Origin of the sequence: Solibacillus sp. FSL K6-4121, assembly GCF_038002585.1 — a bacterium.
Classification (GTDB): Bacteria; Bacillota; Bacilli; order Bacillales_A; family Planococcaceae; genus Solibacillus; species Solibacillus faecavium.
Genome location: NZ_JBBOCS010000002.1, coordinates 542,788 through 559,328 on the forward strand (window position 1 = coordinate 542,788; position 16,541 = coordinate 559,328).

Consider the following 16,541-nt stretch of genomic DNA (forward strand, 5'->3'; position numbering starts at 1 on the left):
ATGGGAATACATCCGATACGTTTTTTACGAATAATGGGCTTACTTGATGGTTTATCGCTCATTACGTTATTATTTATTTCCATGCCATTTAAATACTTTGCTGATTTACCGCAGTTCGTGACGATAAATGGCAGTATTCATGGTGGCATATTTATACTTTATTTACTAGCAATTGCTATTGTTCAATTACGCATTCAATGGAATATCGGCTGGTCCTTTTTAGCCATTTTTGTCGCATTTATACCTTTTGGTAATTTTGTTTTCGATTCTAAATTAAAAAAAATGCAGCCGTTATTACATATAAAGCCATTTCCTAAGCAGTGGCTTGTTTATGCTATTATTTTCTTTTCTTTCTTTGACCTATTTGTACAACTGCCGATTATGAGTACATATGCTCTTTCTGTAGGAGCCTCTACGTTTGTTGCAGGAATTGTTGTGGGACTGTACTCATTTATGAATACGTTCGGGAATATATTTTCAGGTATTTATACGGACAAAATTGGAGCATTTCGAATTTTGGTCTTTGGCCTATTTGTTTCTGTAGCATCACTGCTATGCTACCAGCTTGTCGATAATACGACGGTACTACTAATTGTCCGTTGTGTTCACGGTTTCAGTAGCGGATTTATAACACCGGCCGCATTTACACTGCTTGCAAATATGCGGGCAGCAAATGAACAAGGCAGTGGGAGTGCGTTTACGGGCTCATTTGTTGGGATCGCCGCAATTGTTGGACCAGCCTCGAGCGGTATTTTAGCAAGTAAAATATCTGTGGCGAATGTATTTAGCCTTGTTGCGTTATATGGGCTTGTACTATTGATCGGCCTACTTCTCTTTTTGCGTAAAACACAGTTGCCTAAACGTGAAAAGAAAAAGACTTCTGAAACGTTGCATTGGAACAGTAATTTGCTAAAAGCATATGGTGGAGCCTTTTTCCTCATGTTTTCTCAAGGGGTGCTGGCGTACTTATTGCCGATTTATGTGCAGGATTTAGGGTATGGCTCCAGAGTAGCCGGGACATTACTGAGTGTATTCGGTATCGTAGCTGTATTGATTTTTATTTTACCAACGAACAAAATATTTGATTATCTTAATGCCCAATACACATTGTTAATCGGCGTTCTATTAATGGGGGTTGCCCAAATAGGCATTGGACTGGCATCTGAAATGACAATGCTTTATGGCATTCTAGCACTATACGGAGTCGGGTTTGCATTTTTATTCCCATCCATTAATGCACTCCTAATTGAAGCTACGACGCAGGAAATTCGCGGAAAAGCATATGGTTATTTTTATGCGTTTTTCTCTATTGGCGTAGTTGCCGGATCATCGGTTCTAGGTGCACTGAATTTAGTAGGGACACCCGGATTTGTATTTACAGGGGGGATTTTGTTTACGTTCTGTCTCGTTATCATCATTTCATTAATTAAATCAAATAGCTCGTTACTGAAAGTGAGCCGTAAAGAAAATTTACATCAATCATAAAGCTGATGCGCCAAAGTACGTCAAATTTCGACTAAATACTTTCTAATGCGCATTATTCGATTGTCATGTATACTAAACAAGGTGAAATTTACGAGCGAATTATATTTGAAAGGATTTAAAACATGATGAAATTAAATTTAGAAGTATTAGAACGATGCAGTAAAGAAACAGAAGATACAATTACTGCAGAAAGTAGTGCGTTTGCATCGACGCCTATTCAATATTTGAAGGAAAATCAAGGCGAATTTATCTATGTCGAATGTGCACAATTTAATGACATCCGTATCGATGCCGTTGCCCTTGAATATGATGATGCATTTAACTTATATACGGCTTTGTTCGGATTAAAATTACAAAAGAAGCATAGCGAAGCAATCCGCAGTTATTTAAAGGAGCATGTAAAATCTGCTCTAGGCAGTAGCAGTGCAGCCTTTTCTGGTCAAGAAGGGCTTTGGGAACTGAATATTGCAGTTGATTGTATAGAAGGCTTTAATGATCAGTTATCAATCGAACAAGTATGTGAATTACTTTATGAATTTGTTGCGCAATTAATAAAGACTGTCGAAAAATAAATGACAGAAAAGTATTTATACAGTTTTGCCTGGCGAAAAGATGAATATGAACTTTCACGACTGGAAATGCGCACATTTTTTAATTTCCATGTGGAAGGTAATATTTTAATGAGCCAGAAAAAAGTAGAACCAAGTCGAAGCCCTTATATGCGACTAAGACTTGATATACTACTTGAAGGAAATACGTTTGAACAACTTGTAGAAACTGCTAAACAGCTACAGTTAGGAGAACGGACTTTTAAAATTCATTGTTTAAATAATAGTAGAGATGCGATCGAGCCAGCTTTAAACCGTACGATTCGAAATGAGTATATGCTAAAGCTTAGCTATGCGATAGAAGCTGAACCGGATTTAGAACAGCCTGATATAGTACTGGGGTTAGCTATTCATGATGGTACCTTTTATTTAGGGGAGCTTGTTGCCGGAGAGTCTGTATGGCTGAAGCATATGCAAAAGCCCGAAATGTACTCCACTGCGCTTAGTACGCGTGATGCGCGGGCTATTGTGAATATTGCAGCTCCATATCCGGATGGATTGAAAATTATTGATCCATGCTGCGGAATTGGTACTGTCTTAGTTGAGGCAATGAGTATGGGCATTAATATCGAAGGACGGGATATGAATAAGCGTGTCGTATGGGGTTCACGTATTAATTTACGCCACTTCGGATATGAACCGAATGTAGAGATCGGACCAATTGAAGAAGCGGAAGAAGGATATGATGTAGCAATTATTGATATGCCGTACAATTTATTTACACATATATCGAGTGAATTGCAGCAGAGCATAATTACAAATGCACGACGAATCGCAAAACGGGTCGTCATCGTAACAATCGAAACGATGGATGATAAAATCCAAAACGCCAATTTAACGATTAAAGACCGGGCTATATTGAAAAAAGGCAATTTCGAGCGTCAAGTTTTAATATGTGAATAAGTAGGCAGGAGTAATACCATTGCGATTACTTATTACGAACAAGGCAGTGTTAAAAGTCAGAAGACTGATAACACTGCCTTGTTTTTTTAGGTAATCAGTTTATCGAACGGAATACGCTGGTACCATGATGGAGAGTATTGGCTCACAATAGTGGAGTTGAATGACAGAAGAAAGACCACTTTTTTAAGAAAGTGGTCTACTGAAACTTAGTCTACTTCAATTCGTAGAGCATCAATTTTTTGACAGTCTACGATAAGAGTTGAACCACGTTCTATTGTTGTATCAATAAAGAATGCACAGCAATTATTATGGTCAAATCTTTTGAAAACGACATCTTCTAATATTTTACCTCCGGATAAGAAAACATCAACTTCTGTACCTTTTCTTAATTCTCTTAATAGGTCACAGATACAACCATTGCAACGACCTTTATTATTACCAGAATTTGATTCACTTCTACATTTGCTACAATTACAACCCATTTGTAACACCACTTTTCTTGTCTGTTTTTGTAAGGCTAGCATTACATTAATAGATTATGATTTGAAAATAAAAAGAGCTAGGTAACGTAACTACAGAGAATATAAAACTTTTAATAAAGAATTAATTAGTAAAAGAACTAAAGTGTGCAGTAGTAAGGTTCGAACTAAATATGTATAAGGATCACTCTGGGTGGCGGGAAAGTGATCCTATTTCAAAAAAAATAAATTAAAAAGATGACAAGCTATTCTTAATTAACTCTCATACCTAACACTTACTACTTTTTGTTAGCATTTTTTGTTTGGTAGGAAAGTAGCACCGACAATAACTAAAAGTATGAAAAGTACGACGATTAAAACGAACGTTAAACTATTGTTATTGCTATAACTATTGTATCCACCATAACCACCATAGCAATTACCATATCCTGAATAGTCCATTAAAATCCCTCCTTCCGTCTTATATTATTCTTAAAAGGGGGAGAAAATAGGGCAAAAGTACAGGAATAAGTTTGTAGTGCAGATATAGTTATGACTCTTAAACAGGCTCTTCATTATATAGCAAATAATTACATTAGCTGTAAAACTTTTATTTAACAAAACAGCGCTTCAATCATTTTCCCTATGAATTGTGATACAGGGAAAGTCCGATAGTGTCACTAATTGTAAGTCATTGCTTAAAGTGTAATTTGGATAAAATGAATAAAAATGTAAATTATATGTTAATATACTAATGTGCAATGGAGTATTCTGCATTCTCTTATAGAAGAAATATGGAAGCTTAGATGTACAAAAAATATTGGAGAGTGATAGAGTGAATTGGTTGAAGTATGTTATTGGATTATTAATAGTAATAGCTTTATGTACTGTCATTTGGTTTATTCGTCCTACGAATGATCAATTAGAGGTAAAAGTAAGTGCTCTAGAAGAACAAATTGGTCGTCATTACTTAAACGACCTCAGTTCATTGGAAAGAACAGCTGAGCAACTCCTGGAATATGATTTAAGTCTACCTATTACTGAAGAAAACGGAAAAATAATTGATGAACTTTCCCGAGATTTAGACACTATATTGGACAACCTCTTTTTTGAGCATCCGTTTATGTACTCAGAAGAAAGTACAATAATACATTCAAAATGGCATAATGAATAATCAAAAGCAAAATGGAATTTACCGTTTTATGGTAAAGAAGTTCCGCTTACAAAAGAAGAAGCTGCCGACTTATATCAAATTCTCCAGGCAAGTCGTTTCATTGCTAAGGATTTTAGAGATATTGTTAGGTACGCTAATCAATCCGCATATGATGCAATGCACGATAAAGAGCACGAAATGGTAGAAAGAATCAATTACCGTCTATCTATTAAATATTAATTTAACAATAAAATTTGAGGGGAATATTGTTAAAGAAGCACTTAAAACGTTCAGAGTTATTTCTGTGCGTTTTTGTTTACTGATTAATTATTGAAAAGTATTTTTACCCCCAAATCCCAAGTCTATTATAGCGAGTATGTTCCTATGTGGGCTACTCCCTGTGTAACAAATAATTCCATTAGAAGTAAAACTTTCATTAAATAAAACAGCGCTTAATTCATTTGCCATTTGCCAATCCTGTATTTTAAGGAGTGGTAAAGATGGAGAATCGTTTTTTCATTGGGCTATTTAACGGCTTAATTTTAAGCATTATATTATGGACGTCTATTTTTGGCTGGGTAAGAATACTATCCGGTTTAATTAAGTAATGGGGGTACATTGATAAATACAATTGTTTGACAGTGTAAGGAATCAATGATATATTTATCTCGAATTAAAGATAAATGAATTCGTGATAAAGAAGGAGTGAAACTTTATGAGTGAATTTGATAAACAGCTAAAAGCATTTACTGTATTACACCGAGCAACGACAGCCGTACATGAGGCAACAAAGAAGGATATCCAACAAAGTGATTTAAATTTAACGGAGTTTGCTGTAATGGAACTGCTTTATCATAAAGGCGATCAACCTATCCAAGTCATCGGAAAAAAGGTATTAATTGCAAGCAGCAGTATAACGTATGTTGTCGATAAACTGGAGAAGAAAAATCTAATCAAACGAGTTGCATGTCCAACTGACCGCCGTGTGACATTTGTATCGCTGACGGGCGAAGGATCTGCAATGATCGAATCCATATTTCCAACGCATGAGAAAAAGATTGCGGCTATATTTGACGTTTTGTCAGAGGAAGAGCTACAAGCTTTAACCGATTATTTAAAACGGGTCGGCCTTCACGCAAATACTTTATAAACGGTAAACTTTATATTGAAAAAGAAAACGGAGGAATTACACATGAACCACATTAAAGGAATACACCACGTAACAGCCATTACGAGCAGTGCAGAAAAAAATTATGAATTCTTTACGTATACATTAGGTATGCGTCTTGTGAAGAAAACGGTAAATCAGGATGATATTCAAACATATCACCTGTTTTTCGCGGATGATAAAGGCTCTGCCGGAACAGATATGACATTTTTTGATTTCCCGGGAATCCCAAAAGGCACACATGGTACAGATGAAATATACAAAACAGCATTCCGTGTCCCAAATGATGCAGCACTGGATTATTGGGTAAAACGCTTTGACCGTTTAAACGTAAAGCATGAAGGCATTAGTACGCTATTTGGCAAACAAGTATTATCATTTGTTGATTTCGACGATCAGCAGTACATGCTTATTTCGGATGAAAATAATGAAGGCATCGCATCGGGTACGCCATGGCAAAAAGGACCGATTCCATTGGAGTTTGCAATTACTGGCTTAGGACCGATTCATATCCGCGTTTCACAATTTGATTATTTCAAAGAGGTACTTGAAAAAGTAATGGTGATGCGTGAAGTTCAGCAGGACGGTTCATTGCACTTATTCGAAGTTGGTGAAGGTGGCAACGGGGCATCTGTTATCGTCGAGCACAATACAGAGCTAGCACCGGGACGCCAAGGCTTTGGTACGGTTCACCATGCGGCATTCCGATTAGAAAATACGGAAGTACTGCATGAATGGACAAAACGTTTGGAAGGCTTTGGTTTCGGTACATCAGGCTATGTTGACCGCTTCTTCTTTGAATCACTTTATGCGCGTGTAGCACCTGGCATACTATTTGAGTGGGCTACTGACGGGCCAGGATTTATGGGCGATGAGCCGTATGAAACAGTTGGGGAATCGCTATCATTACCACCGTTTTTAGAAAGCAAACGTGAATATATTGAAAGCGTTGTTCGTCCAATTGATACAGTACGTTCAACAAAAACAATTGAAAAAGAGTATGAATAGTTTCTACTATATAAGAACGGAGAATGACTATGAACTATATTTTTAATAAAGGAAAAAGCAATAAGCCTGTATTGTTACTGCTGCACGGCACAGGAGGAGATGAAAACAGCCTACTTGCACTGGCAGAAATCATTGATCCGGAAGCATCTGTTTTAAGTGTACGAGGCAATGTGCTGGAACAGGGAATGCCACGATTTTTCCGCCGTTTAGCAGAAGGTGTTTTTGATATGGAAGATTTGGCACTGCGTACGAAGGAACTCTATGATTTTTTAGATAAGAAAGCGGTAGAATACGAGTTTAATCGTAACAATATCATTGCAATCGGTTATTCAAACGGTGCCAATATTGCTGCTAACTTGTTATTTGAATATGAAAATGCATTAAAAGGTGCGATACTGCATCATCCTATGGTGCCTAACCGTGAAACGACTGTTGCCAAACAGGGGGGGACAGCTGTCTTTATCGCAGCTGGTATTAATGACCCAATTTGCCCACAACAGGAAGCAACAGATTTAGAACGTTATTTGTTGGGTGCAGGTGCAAAGGTGACATTGGAATGGGAAACAAACGGCCACCAACTTACTATGGGTGAAGTACAAAAAGCAAAAGCGTGGTATGAATCGAATTTTCGATAAAAATATGGACCCTTTCTGATAGATCTTTCAGGAAGGGTTTTTACTGTCGTGTAGGAGATGTTTATTCCATTAATAAAAGGTGTTTTAATTACATAATTTGGTATTTATGGTATATATATTAATAGGATGGAAGTTTTTTTCTAACGGTTTTACGGAACAGGGGGATGAACGATTGCAAAAGAAAATAAAAATAATTGAGGATAGAAAAGCATTTATTTTAGCTATTGGTTTATTAATTTTTATTTGGGTCTTTTTCAGTAATTACTGGCATTATCCATCTCCACCGTTTGATTCACTCACTGCTAAAGAGGTTATTCGTATTTTAGAGGAAGAGGATCCTGAGAGCGGGTTTATGAAAATCGCTACTGAAAATGATTTTGATTGGTATGTTAGTAAGGGTGCTTTCTATTTTGGCAATAATATATCTAATTCACTCTCAGATAGAGGTTGGCATTATCAAAAGTCAATACCTTATTATAAACCGAACGGAAAACTGATACGTATTGAGGAGATTTTCACTAAAAATCAATTCGCCGGTAACCTAGGCACTACTCTCAAATTAGAATTATACAGTTGGGAGGAAGGAATTTTGTTTTTGAAAATACCGAAAGATATAGAATTTAAAAATGATTGACGAGAGAGAGAAAGGGGGAGTTCCCAATTAATAAGCGGAGAAATTCCGTTTATTTTATGAATTTCTTAAATTTTCATGAAAATAAGGGTAAAAATTCCGCCTATATGCCCGTGAACCCTCACATTTTGCTGCTTTTTAGTGAAATAAGCGGAAATTCTCCGTCTATTTAGCCGGATTTTTGAGTGATTTTCAAAATAAGTGGAAATCTTCCTTCTATTCTAAGAATTATTGGAATTTCCGTTGAGGAGCTTTTAAAAATAAGCGGAATTTTTACCTCTATTGTGCCGCACGCTCGATCGATCTATTAGCGACCTCACTTTATCCTTTGCATAAATTTATTTGCAACCTATAATAAATACAACGATAGTAAAAGCTTCTACATGAGGCAGACTATACTCGTGTTAGGAGGAAATGAAATGCAAATACAGTTTTTAGGTACTGGTGCGGGAATGCCGTCAAAAGAGCGCAATACAAGTTCCATTGCATTCAAACTTTTGGAAGAACGAGGATCAATTTGGTTGTTTGATTGTGGGGAAGCGTCACAGCACCAAATTTTGCATACATCAATAAAACCGCGGAAAATTGATAAAATCTTTATTACGCATTTACACGGTGACCATATATTCGGCTTGCCCGGCTTTTTGAGTTCCCGGTCTTTTCTAGGTGGGGAGAGTGTGTTAACTATTTACGGGCCAGTCGGTTTAAAGCAGTGGATCGAACAAACGCTGCAATTGTCGAAAACTCATTTGACGTATCCCCTTGAATTTGTCGAAGTAACAGAAGGAATCGTATTTGAAGATGACAAATTTACCGTTCGGGCATTGCCGCTTCAGCACGTCGTTCCATGCTTCGGCTACCGGATTGAACAAAAGCCTATGCAAGGTGAGCTACTGATTGAAAAAGCGTTAGCATACGGGGTGCCAAAAGGTCCGTTATTAGGCCGATTAAAAGCAGGTCATTCGGTACAATTAGAGGATGGAACGATTGTGGAAAGCAGTGATGTGACGTCACCTCCGCAGCCAGGATTTATCGTGGCGATTTTAGGGGATACAAAGTATTGCGAAAACAGTATCCGGTTAGCACAGAATGCGGATGTTGTGGTACATGAAGCAACATTTGACCATTCGACAATCGAACTTGCGGCACAATACGGACATGCAACCAATACTGAAGCAGCTCAAATTGCAAAACAGGCACAAGCAAAAAATCTCTTACTGAATCATATTAGCGCCCGTTTCCTGAAGCATGATTTAATCCCGTTTTTAGAAGAAGTTAAAGCGATCTTCAAAAACAGTTATTTAACGAATGATTTCAGCCAGTATGAGTGGCGGAAAAATGAATTGATTGAAATTGAATAAGCGAATTTAAATTGAGGCGTATAGTAAATGCTAGAATATTTACTATACGCCTCTCTACTTATTTGAGAAAAATCTAGTCATTTGTAGAAAGTTTTAGCTATAATGGAGAAAAGGGGGATGAATGATGCAGCAACCGACAATTTCACCAAAAGTATTACGATTGCTAGTTATTTTTCCAAATGTCATGAGTTATATTTTATTATTTGGAGTAGTCGTCTACATACGTACAAACCTAGATATGTTAAAGGCAACAGATAGTTTAAATACGTGGCTAATTATCGCCGCGGTATTAGGTCCGATTTCTTTGTATACGACATTTAGTATTGTGAAGCGGATTAAAAATGGAACGTTGTAAAAGATTCAGGTCCGCATAAGGGGTAGAAAATCACATTTTAAAACACTCGGTCATTTTTTTAACTGAGTGTTTTCTTTACTTTGATAAGAGACTTTAATTCATTATGACAGCAGGAGAGAAAATGAAAACCCCTCCACAAAGCAGCAGGATAATTATCAAGTGGGGAAATTAGGGAGGAGAAACTAAACTGAAAAATTTCATGATTGTCATATGTTTGCTATCCATAATTTTATGGGGATGTGAAAATCAGAGCAGAAAACCCAATCATCCAATAATATCAGAATCAATTGTCGCAATAAGTAATGTACAGAATTCTGATGAAGAAGTGATGCATTTTAATGTATCTGTAAAAGATTATGGGTTGGGTCCAGAACAAGAGTTTAGTATCCGAATTCGAATTCAAGACTCTAACATTAGTGATTTGATTAAAACTGAAACGATGGAATCCGCTGATACGTGGCAAACGCTATCTGAAAATTCAGGAGGGGTATTCGAAGTTTTCTTTATAGATTTCCGAGAGATTAAAGGCACATACTCCATTGAGGAAGTACAAAATCTTGTTGAAAATGAACAAGCAATAATCGTGGAACTTTATAATAGTAATGGTGTAATAACTCAAAGTGTGATGACTACATTTGAAGACCGTCGAGATCACTAAAAATACTTAGACTTCAAACGGGGTATATTCACATCTCACAATTAAGCTCATATTATTCAATTACAGGAGCTTTAGTTGAATAACAATCATCAACAATCTGGCGCTTTTCCTGAATGAAGAGCGCTTTTTTCATGAAAATGAACTTGTTTAATTGAACAATTAGGTCTTCAGTTTACAGGTCATAAATTTAAAACAAGGCAAAGTTAAAATATGTATAGTAGATTTTTTCATATTGTTTAACTTTAAAAGTTTTGAGATACTGTTAATTGAGGTGGATAAAAAATGAATAAAATACATATTTTGGTTAGTCTTCTTGTAGGGGCAGCGTCGGGTGTGAGTGCTACGTTTTTAATTATGAATAATGATGAAAAAGAAGTAGATTTGAAAATCGCTGAAAATGGAATAGCAAAAAGCGAAGAAGTATTTGTTTCAACAGTAGATATCTATAGCGGTTGGGAAAATGTTATTCTTTCTAAGAAGATTGATGAATGGCACAATGATGTTGGATTGTTTGACGACTATTTGATTCAAGAAATTATTCAATTAATGGCACATCAAAAGATTATCGCCAATGAAAAAGAATCATCAATAATGATAACACCAAAAAGAATTGATACACTTCTTCGAATGGTAGAAGAGAATGAAGATGTGTACGAACACGGTGATAAATATTTAGATATATTAAAACGATGGAGACAAGGTGACTTTGCAATGGTTGACGTTGACCATAATGTTATGATGCAAGTTCAAAATAATAATTCTTTGAATGGTAGAGCGGAAGGGATTGCAACAAAGGAACAAGAAATACATTATATAGCTCAGGTATTTGGGAAAAGTGTGGATAAAGTCTTTAATTCAAATACTTTAAAAGAATATGAAAAAGAAGAATCAATTGCAACAGAGGATAAGGATTTATCTTGGGTAGATGATGCACAAGCCGATATGCTTGATGCATGGAAAAGTGGCGATAAAACGTTTGATGAGCGTCTAATAGAAGAAGTGATGCTGAAAATGGCACACCAACAAGCTGAGGTTCATGTTGAAGACGGGTCAATAGAAATAACTTCAAAGCGAATAAAAAATTTAAAGCAGATAATCGAAGAAGATAAAAATTTCCTATTCCATTACGAATCATATTTAGGGATATTAAAGCGGTGGGAAAAAGGTGATTTTACAAAAATCCACGATGACCTTGTACTTCTACATTCCATTTGTGACGGTAAAGAATAAATGCATTATTTGGATGGCGCTATTATTAAGGATATTCGTTTAAAATGAAGTATTTATTAAATGATAAGAAGGTGTTCATACTGGGATATGTTATGGATTTACGAAAGCAGATTGGTACGGCTCCTATAATTATGGTGGGAGCTTGTGTTTTAATATTGAATGAAAAAACACAATTACTATTACAGCATAGAAAAGATAATCAAAGTTGGGGACTTCCTGGTGGTGCAATGGAATTAGGTGAGAGCTTGGAAGAAGTTGCAACTAGGGAAATGGAAGAGGAGACAGGATTAACCCCAGCACGGTTAGAGTTATTAAAAACATTTTCAGGTAAAGATTTTTATTATAAATATCCTCATGGTGATGAAGTTTATAACGTTGTTACAGCGTTTATTTGTAAAAACTATAAAGGTTCAATTAAATTCGATGAAACAGAAGCTGTTGATATACGATTTTTTGATTTAACAGATTTACCTTTACGAATAAGCCCACCAGATTACCTAGTGATTAAGGAATTCTTAACAACTTATCATTCAAATTAAGTGTAAGCAAAAACGCTCAGAAATTTTGAGCGTTTGTTGCTTCTTTCACTAAATTCTTCATAATCAAGTTTATTCCCCGCGTGCCAGTTCTCTAGAGCGGTTTTCTGCACTTCTAACACAGTTTGCAATTGTCTCGTTAAAGGACATCGATTCCAGTGCTTTAATCCCAGCCTCTGTCGTTCCGCCTGGACTCGTTACTTTTTTGCGCAATGTTTGCGGCTCGACATTACCGGATTTCAGCATTTCCGCAGATCCTGCAATCGTCTGAACCATTAGCTCCCGTACGACTTCCTTTGATAAACCGAATTCAGCTCCGGCGTTTTCAAACGCTTCAACTAAATAGTATAAGTAGGCAGGACCACTGCCAGATAGAGCTGTTACCGCATGGAGTTTTTCCTCCTCAACTTCAATAACAGTGCCAACCGCTTCAAGCATTTGAATATAAAGTGCATGCTGGACTTTTGTTACATGTTGATTGAATGCAATACCTGAAGCAGACATGCCGATTGTAGCGGAAGTGTTTGGCATGACACGGGCAATTGGTCGGCTTCCAAGATACTGTTCCATCGTATCAATGCTGACACCTGCCAGTACCGATAAAATCGCAGTATCAGTACCTAAATGAGGTGCAATTACCTCCATAGCAGCGCGAGCATCTTTTGGCTTCATCGCTAATATAACGAGATCCGCATCGTGCAGCTGCGAAGTATCCTCCATTAGGTTGACATCATAGGCTTCAACAAGTTCCTGTAAGCGTTCTTTATTGGACCGATTGGATATAAACAAAGCCTTTGGGTTAACGACACTCTTTTTGATCCAACCCTGAATGAGCGCTTCTGCCATGGACCCAGCGCCGATAAATATAATCTTTTGCATATTGTATCCCTCCGATTTTTAAATCCGATTCCTAAACGTTAAGATTATTGTTTTAAGAACATAAAAAAAGCATCTTCATCCCTACAATTAGTAAGGACGAAAATACATTGATTTCCGCGGTACCACCTTTATTCACACATAATGTGTGCAGCTTTAGCCTTTTTATCGCAAAGGGTACGGTTATGTTGTCATAACGGCTCAAAAGGAGGTTCGATTATTTCAGCGGGTTATGCCGATTTCAGCAAAGACGGCACTCTCTAAAACCTTAAAATAATGTACTTGGCTTTCTCATTGCCTGTAAATTTAGAATTATCAAAAATTATAGTGGTGTATTGAAAAACTGTCAACCTTTAACGTGACGAATTAGAAAAAAAGAGTTAAAATAAATGAATAGTCATTCAGAACGAGCAAGCCAAAGGGGATTAAAACATGAAAGTACATAAAATAGTTATTCCAACACCATATGCAGTGGGGGACGTAAATGCTTTTCTAGTAAAAGGAGATGCACTTACTTTATTCGATGCAGGACCAAAAACAGAAGAAGCCTATGAAGCGATCAAATGGGGTCTGCGCAGTGCAGGTTATGATTTAAAAGACGTGGAACAAGTCGTATTAACCCATCATCACCCGGACCATGCAGGATGGATCGATGCATTTCCAGGCGCGGAAGTGTTAGGGCATGAATATGTAGATTACTGGATGAAAAAAGAACCATCATTTTTACAGTATCACGAGCAGTTTTTTAAAAAGCTTCTAAAAGAGCAAGGTGTACCTGATAAATATGTAAACCGGATTTTACATGTAAAAGGGGAAATCGAGCTATTCGGTACAATTCCGTTGACAGGTTATTTAAAAGAAGGCGATGAAGTGCCAGGCCACCCAGGGATGAAAGTATACGAAACACCAGGCCATGCGCAAAGCCATTTAATTTTTGTTGAAGACGAGACAAGAGAATGTATCGGCGGAGATTTACTACTGGAACGCACATCTTCCAATCCATTAGTAGAGCCACCAATTGATTTATCAATGGAACGACCTAAATCACTCTTGCAGTATAATGAATCACTAAAACGCCTGAAAAACTTAGAAATTTCAAAAGTGTACTCAGGACACGGTGGGGAACTAACACAAATTGAGCCCCTTATCGATGAGCGTTTGGAAAAACAAAGACAACGTGCATTTAAAGTCTACGGTCTACTAGATAAGCCGCAAACAAACTTTGAAATGACAACACAATTATTCGAACGCATTTATCAGCAGCAATTAGGGCTGACGCTATCTGAGACGTTGGGGCAATTTGATTATTTAGTGGATCAAGGAATGGTTGAGATTGAGGAGCAGGACGGGGTTCAGTACTATAAGAAGAATTGAATTGTTTGATTTTGCTAAATAGGATGGAACAGGTATGGTCACACAGAAGATGTTTGAGGTTTATATGAAATGTCCGATTGCTCTAACTATAACAGGTTTTCCTTTTAATGAATTTGAAATATTAAATAAGTATGAAATTTATAATGAAAAATCATTAGAATTATACCTTTATTTTAAATCTAGAAATAGTACTAACTTTCAACGCTCTGACTCATGAGCTTTATTCACAAAAAAACCTCTATTACGAGGTTTTTTTGTTATGCTTTTTTTGTTTAACATCGTCCAATTGATGATGCAGTAGTGCAGTAGCCGGTCTGCTGTTAATGAGCTCTAGTAGCTCGATTGGATAGTCTCCCGCCTGGATTTCTGCCTTTTGGGCATCAGAAAGCCGGAACCATTCGCCGTTGAGTCGTTCCTTTTGATAGGTCTTATGGAACCACTTTTCGACGTCCAGTGGTACATGCGTAGGGATGAGGTGTAGCACTTCGATGGCATAGGGTGATTTCGCTCCGAGGCCGTTTACCACACGTTTCATCGGATCGTTAGCCTTTCCAATCTTCACGTAACCATTACTACCCTCCTCAATGATATACACATACCCTGCATACATATCGCCATACAAATTATAGAACGACTCTTTCAACCGCTTCTTCCGGTTCAGGTCAACTTTCGACAGATTATGCTTTTCAAGACGAAGTATCTTGTTTAAGCAGTCCCGCATCTTCTGGATGACCTTTCTCTGTAAGGCCGAATTGTAGCGAAGAAGTTCCTGACGCCGTATCTCAGCTTGTTTCCTCCTCTCCTGCCAGATATAGAGAATCAGAATGGTAATAAGGACACCAGAAAGGAAAGTCAGAACTGGGTGGTTAACTAATAATTGCCACACTACTGACCCAACAAAGAAAAGAATGAAGAGGAATGGTACTGGGCCGGAATCTTTACCTTTCATAGACTGTTTTGCTTTTTTTACAATCGTCATCGCCCCCCGCCTTTTTTCGTTATTGTGTCCAGAGGTGTTGTGTTTTACTCGGAGCTGTATCATCGAATATGCTTTCTTGGAAATAATATTTTCTGGAAAAGTTAGGTGATGAATGATATTATTGCTCCGAATAATTATTACTTGCAACTGATTTATTCAAAATAGAAAGAGATGTATATAGACATTTGAGTTGGAAAGTTTTAAAAAATGTTAAATACTGTTGATTTTTGTGTCTTTTATCCTATACTTAGATTAAGTATAAAATACTGGAATTCATTGAAATATGGTGGAAATAAATATGGTAGGTTAAAAAAGATGTTACGAAAAAGGAGGAAGGAACTAAAAAATTAAAAAATAAGGAACTTCATAAGTAAAAGGTGTGAGGTTTTCTTTAAATAATACCTATGTAAATGGTAAAAATGTCGTAAATAATGTAGTTAATAGCAATAAAGAACAGTTAATAATGAGATAAAAGAACTTAGTAAGACCGTTGCGGTAGCTACATTAACGATTGACTTTTCAGATGCATTGGATGTAGTAAATGTACAAGCTGCTGAACCTGAAAATAGTGAAATGTATCATATTGAAATTTGATACTAGTATAAGGATTTAGTGGGAGAACAACATACTGTCTCAGGGGGTTAGTTAGAATCAAAGACAGTTACCATTTCGTCTGGAGATGTTGTCGAAGTAGTTTTCCTATATTTAGAAGTTAATTTACGGAACAATACTAGAGTCTACCTTAGTAATGTATAAATTTTTAAAGGACGTGAAGGTTTGCCTGTTTTAGTTGAAACGATCCTTCACAGCCTTAAATGGGACATGTCATTTCTACATACCTATAAAATAAAGCTATATTTTTGTATGTAAATATGATACATTTTTGTATATATTGATATTTTAGTAAAATAATCGTTCTCTGAATAGGTAAGTGTTACGCTACCATTTCTCAACGTGGACATTAAGCTTTCGCCTTCGTTGCACGAAGAAAAAGAGGGGCCTGTTTCCGACATAGTCGGACCTTTTAGGAGGCCAGGCATTTGCATACGCAAAATAGGATTATTTTACACAAGGTGCTGCGTGATTTATTGCGCAGCATTTGTTTTGGAAAAAAATAGAATGG

18 protein-coding genes and 1 other annotated feature are annotated in these 16,541 nt (G+C 36.8%); of the genes, 14 read left to right on the forward strand and 4 right to left on the reverse strand.

Translation table 11 applies throughout. The features are described from left to right. The 3 genes from MHH95_RS12180 (at window position 1) to MHH95_RS12190 (ending at window position 2,996) form a co-directional block, all read left to right on the forward strand. Complete coding sequence (locus tag MHH95_RS12180; RefSeq protein ID WP_340727786.1) at window positions 1–1,485, forward strand: MFS transporter; 1,485 nt, start codon at window positions 1–3, stop codon at window positions 1,483–1,485. 122 nt (window positions 1,486–1,607) lie between these two features. Then, the gene (locus MHH95_RS12185) at window positions 1,608–2,057 is read left to right on the forward strand and encodes a protoporphyrinogen oxidase (protein ID WP_340727787.1); all 450 of its coding nucleotides are present in this window, start codon (window positions 1,608–1,610) and stop codon (window positions 2,055–2,057) included. Beyond that, window positions 2,058–2,996 carry a TRM11 family SAM-dependent methyltransferase gene (locus tag MHH95_RS12190; protein ID WP_340727788.1) on the forward strand — a complete coding sequence of 313 codons (939 nt, stop codon included), beginning with the start codon at window positions 2,058–2,060 and terminating at the stop codon, window positions 2,994–2,996. Window positions 2,997–3,202: 206 nt separating this feature from the next. On the opposite strand, the gene MHH95_RS12195 is transcribed toward MHH95_RS12190, so the two are convergent. Next, complete coding sequence (locus tag MHH95_RS12195; RefSeq protein ID WP_445683011.1) at window positions 3,203–3,520, reverse strand: hydrolase; 318 nt, start codon at window positions 3,518–3,520, stop codon at window positions 3,203–3,205. Window positions 3,521–3,763: 243 nt separating this feature from the next. Further along, the gene (locus MHH95_RS12200; RefSeq protein WP_340727789.1) at window positions 3,764–3,916 is read right to left on the reverse strand and encodes a YjcZ family sporulation protein; all 153 of its coding nucleotides are present in this window, start codon (window positions 3,914–3,916) and stop codon (window positions 3,764–3,766) included. A gap of 373 nt (window positions 3,917–4,289) precedes the next feature. On the opposite strand from MHH95_RS12200, the gene MHH95_RS12205 reads away from it, so the two are divergent. The 10 genes from MHH95_RS12205 to MHH95_RS12250 all read left to right on the forward strand — a co-directional run bounded on the left by MHH95_RS12205 (window position 4,290) and on the right by MHH95_RS12250 (window position 12,192). After that, window positions 4,290–4,628, forward strand: a complete 339-nt coding sequence (locus MHH95_RS12205) for a hypothetical protein (protein ID WP_340727790.1) — start codon at window positions 4,290–4,292, stop codon at window positions 4,626–4,628. A gap of 694 nt (window positions 4,629–5,322) precedes the next feature. Continuing rightward, window positions 5,323–5,757: a MarR family winged helix-turn-helix transcriptional regulator gene (locus tag MHH95_RS12210; RefSeq protein WP_340727791.1), complete on the forward strand. Its 435-nt coding sequence runs from the start codon at window positions 5,323–5,325 to the stop codon at window positions 5,755–5,757. 42 nt (window positions 5,758–5,799) lie between these two features. Then, window positions 5,800–6,783, forward strand: a complete 984-nt coding sequence (locus tag MHH95_RS12215) for a ring-cleaving dioxygenase (protein ID WP_340727792.1) — start codon at window positions 5,800–5,802, stop codon at window positions 6,781–6,783. 29 nt (window positions 6,784–6,812) lie between these two features. Further along, the gene (locus MHH95_RS12220; protein WP_340727793.1) at window positions 6,813–7,418 is read left to right on the forward strand and encodes an alpha/beta hydrolase; all 606 of its coding nucleotides are present in this window, start codon (window positions 6,813–6,815) and stop codon (window positions 7,416–7,418) included. Window positions 7,419–7,590: 172 nt separating this feature from the next. Next, window positions 7,591–8,052 (forward strand): hypothetical protein, encoded by a 462-nt coding sequence (locus MHH95_RS12225; protein ID WP_340727794.1) that lies wholly within the window; start codon window positions 7,591–7,593, stop codon window positions 8,050–8,052. 416 nt (window positions 8,053–8,468) lie between these two features. Further along, entirely contained in the window at window positions 8,469–9,410 is a 942-nt protein-coding gene (gene rnz, locus MHH95_RS12230) for a ribonuclease Z (RefSeq protein ID WP_340727795.1), read from the forward strand. Window positions 9,411–9,534: 124 nt separating this feature from the next. Beyond that, window positions 9,535–9,765 (forward strand): acyl-phosphate glycerol 3-phosphate acyltransferase, encoded by a 231-nt coding sequence (locus tag MHH95_RS12235; RefSeq protein ID WP_340727796.1) that lies wholly within the window; start codon window positions 9,535–9,537, stop codon window positions 9,763–9,765. A gap of 328 nt (window positions 9,766–10,093) precedes the next feature. After that, entirely contained in the window at window positions 10,094–10,423 is a 330-nt protein-coding gene (locus tag MHH95_RS12240; RefSeq protein ID WP_340727797.1) for a hypothetical protein, read from the forward strand. Between the two features lie 282 nt (window positions 10,424–10,705). Continuing rightward, complete coding sequence (locus MHH95_RS12245) at window positions 10,706–11,653, forward strand: DUF6241 domain-containing protein (RefSeq protein ID WP_340727798.1); 948 nt, start codon at window positions 10,706–10,708, stop codon at window positions 11,651–11,653. Between the two features lie 80 nt (window positions 11,654–11,733). Beyond that, a complete protein-coding gene (locus tag MHH95_RS12250) occupies window positions 11,734–12,192 on the forward strand; it encodes an NUDIX hydrolase (protein ID WP_340728758.1) in 459 nt (152 codons plus the stop codon). A gap of 69 nt (window positions 12,193–12,261) precedes the next feature. On the opposite strand, the gene proC is transcribed toward MHH95_RS12250, so the two are convergent. Then, window positions 12,262–13,068 (reverse strand): pyrroline-5-carboxylate reductase, encoded by an 807-nt coding sequence (proC, locus tag MHH95_RS12255; RefSeq protein ID WP_340727799.1) that lies wholly within the window; start codon window positions 13,066–13,068, stop codon window positions 12,262–12,264. An 89-nt stretch (window positions 13,069–13,157) separates the two neighbouring features. Continuing rightward, window positions 13,158–13,369 (reverse strand) — a binding site (T-box leader). A 128-nt stretch (window positions 13,370–13,497) separates the two neighbouring features. Here proC and MHH95_RS12260 point away from each other — a divergent pair. Then, window positions 13,498–14,439, forward strand: a complete 942-nt coding sequence (locus MHH95_RS12260; protein WP_340727800.1) for an MBL fold metallo-hydrolase — start codon at window positions 13,498–13,500, stop codon at window positions 14,437–14,439. 241 nt (window positions 14,440–14,680) lie between these two features. Here the strand turns inward: MHH95_RS12260 and MHH95_RS12265 are convergent, their stop codons facing one another. Continuing rightward, on the reverse strand, window positions 14,681–15,418 hold the full coding sequence (locus MHH95_RS12265) for a GIY-YIG nuclease family protein (protein WP_340727801.1): 738 nt from the start codon (window positions 15,416–15,418) through the stop codon (window positions 14,681–14,683). Window positions 15,419–16,541 lie beyond the last annotated feature (1,123 nt).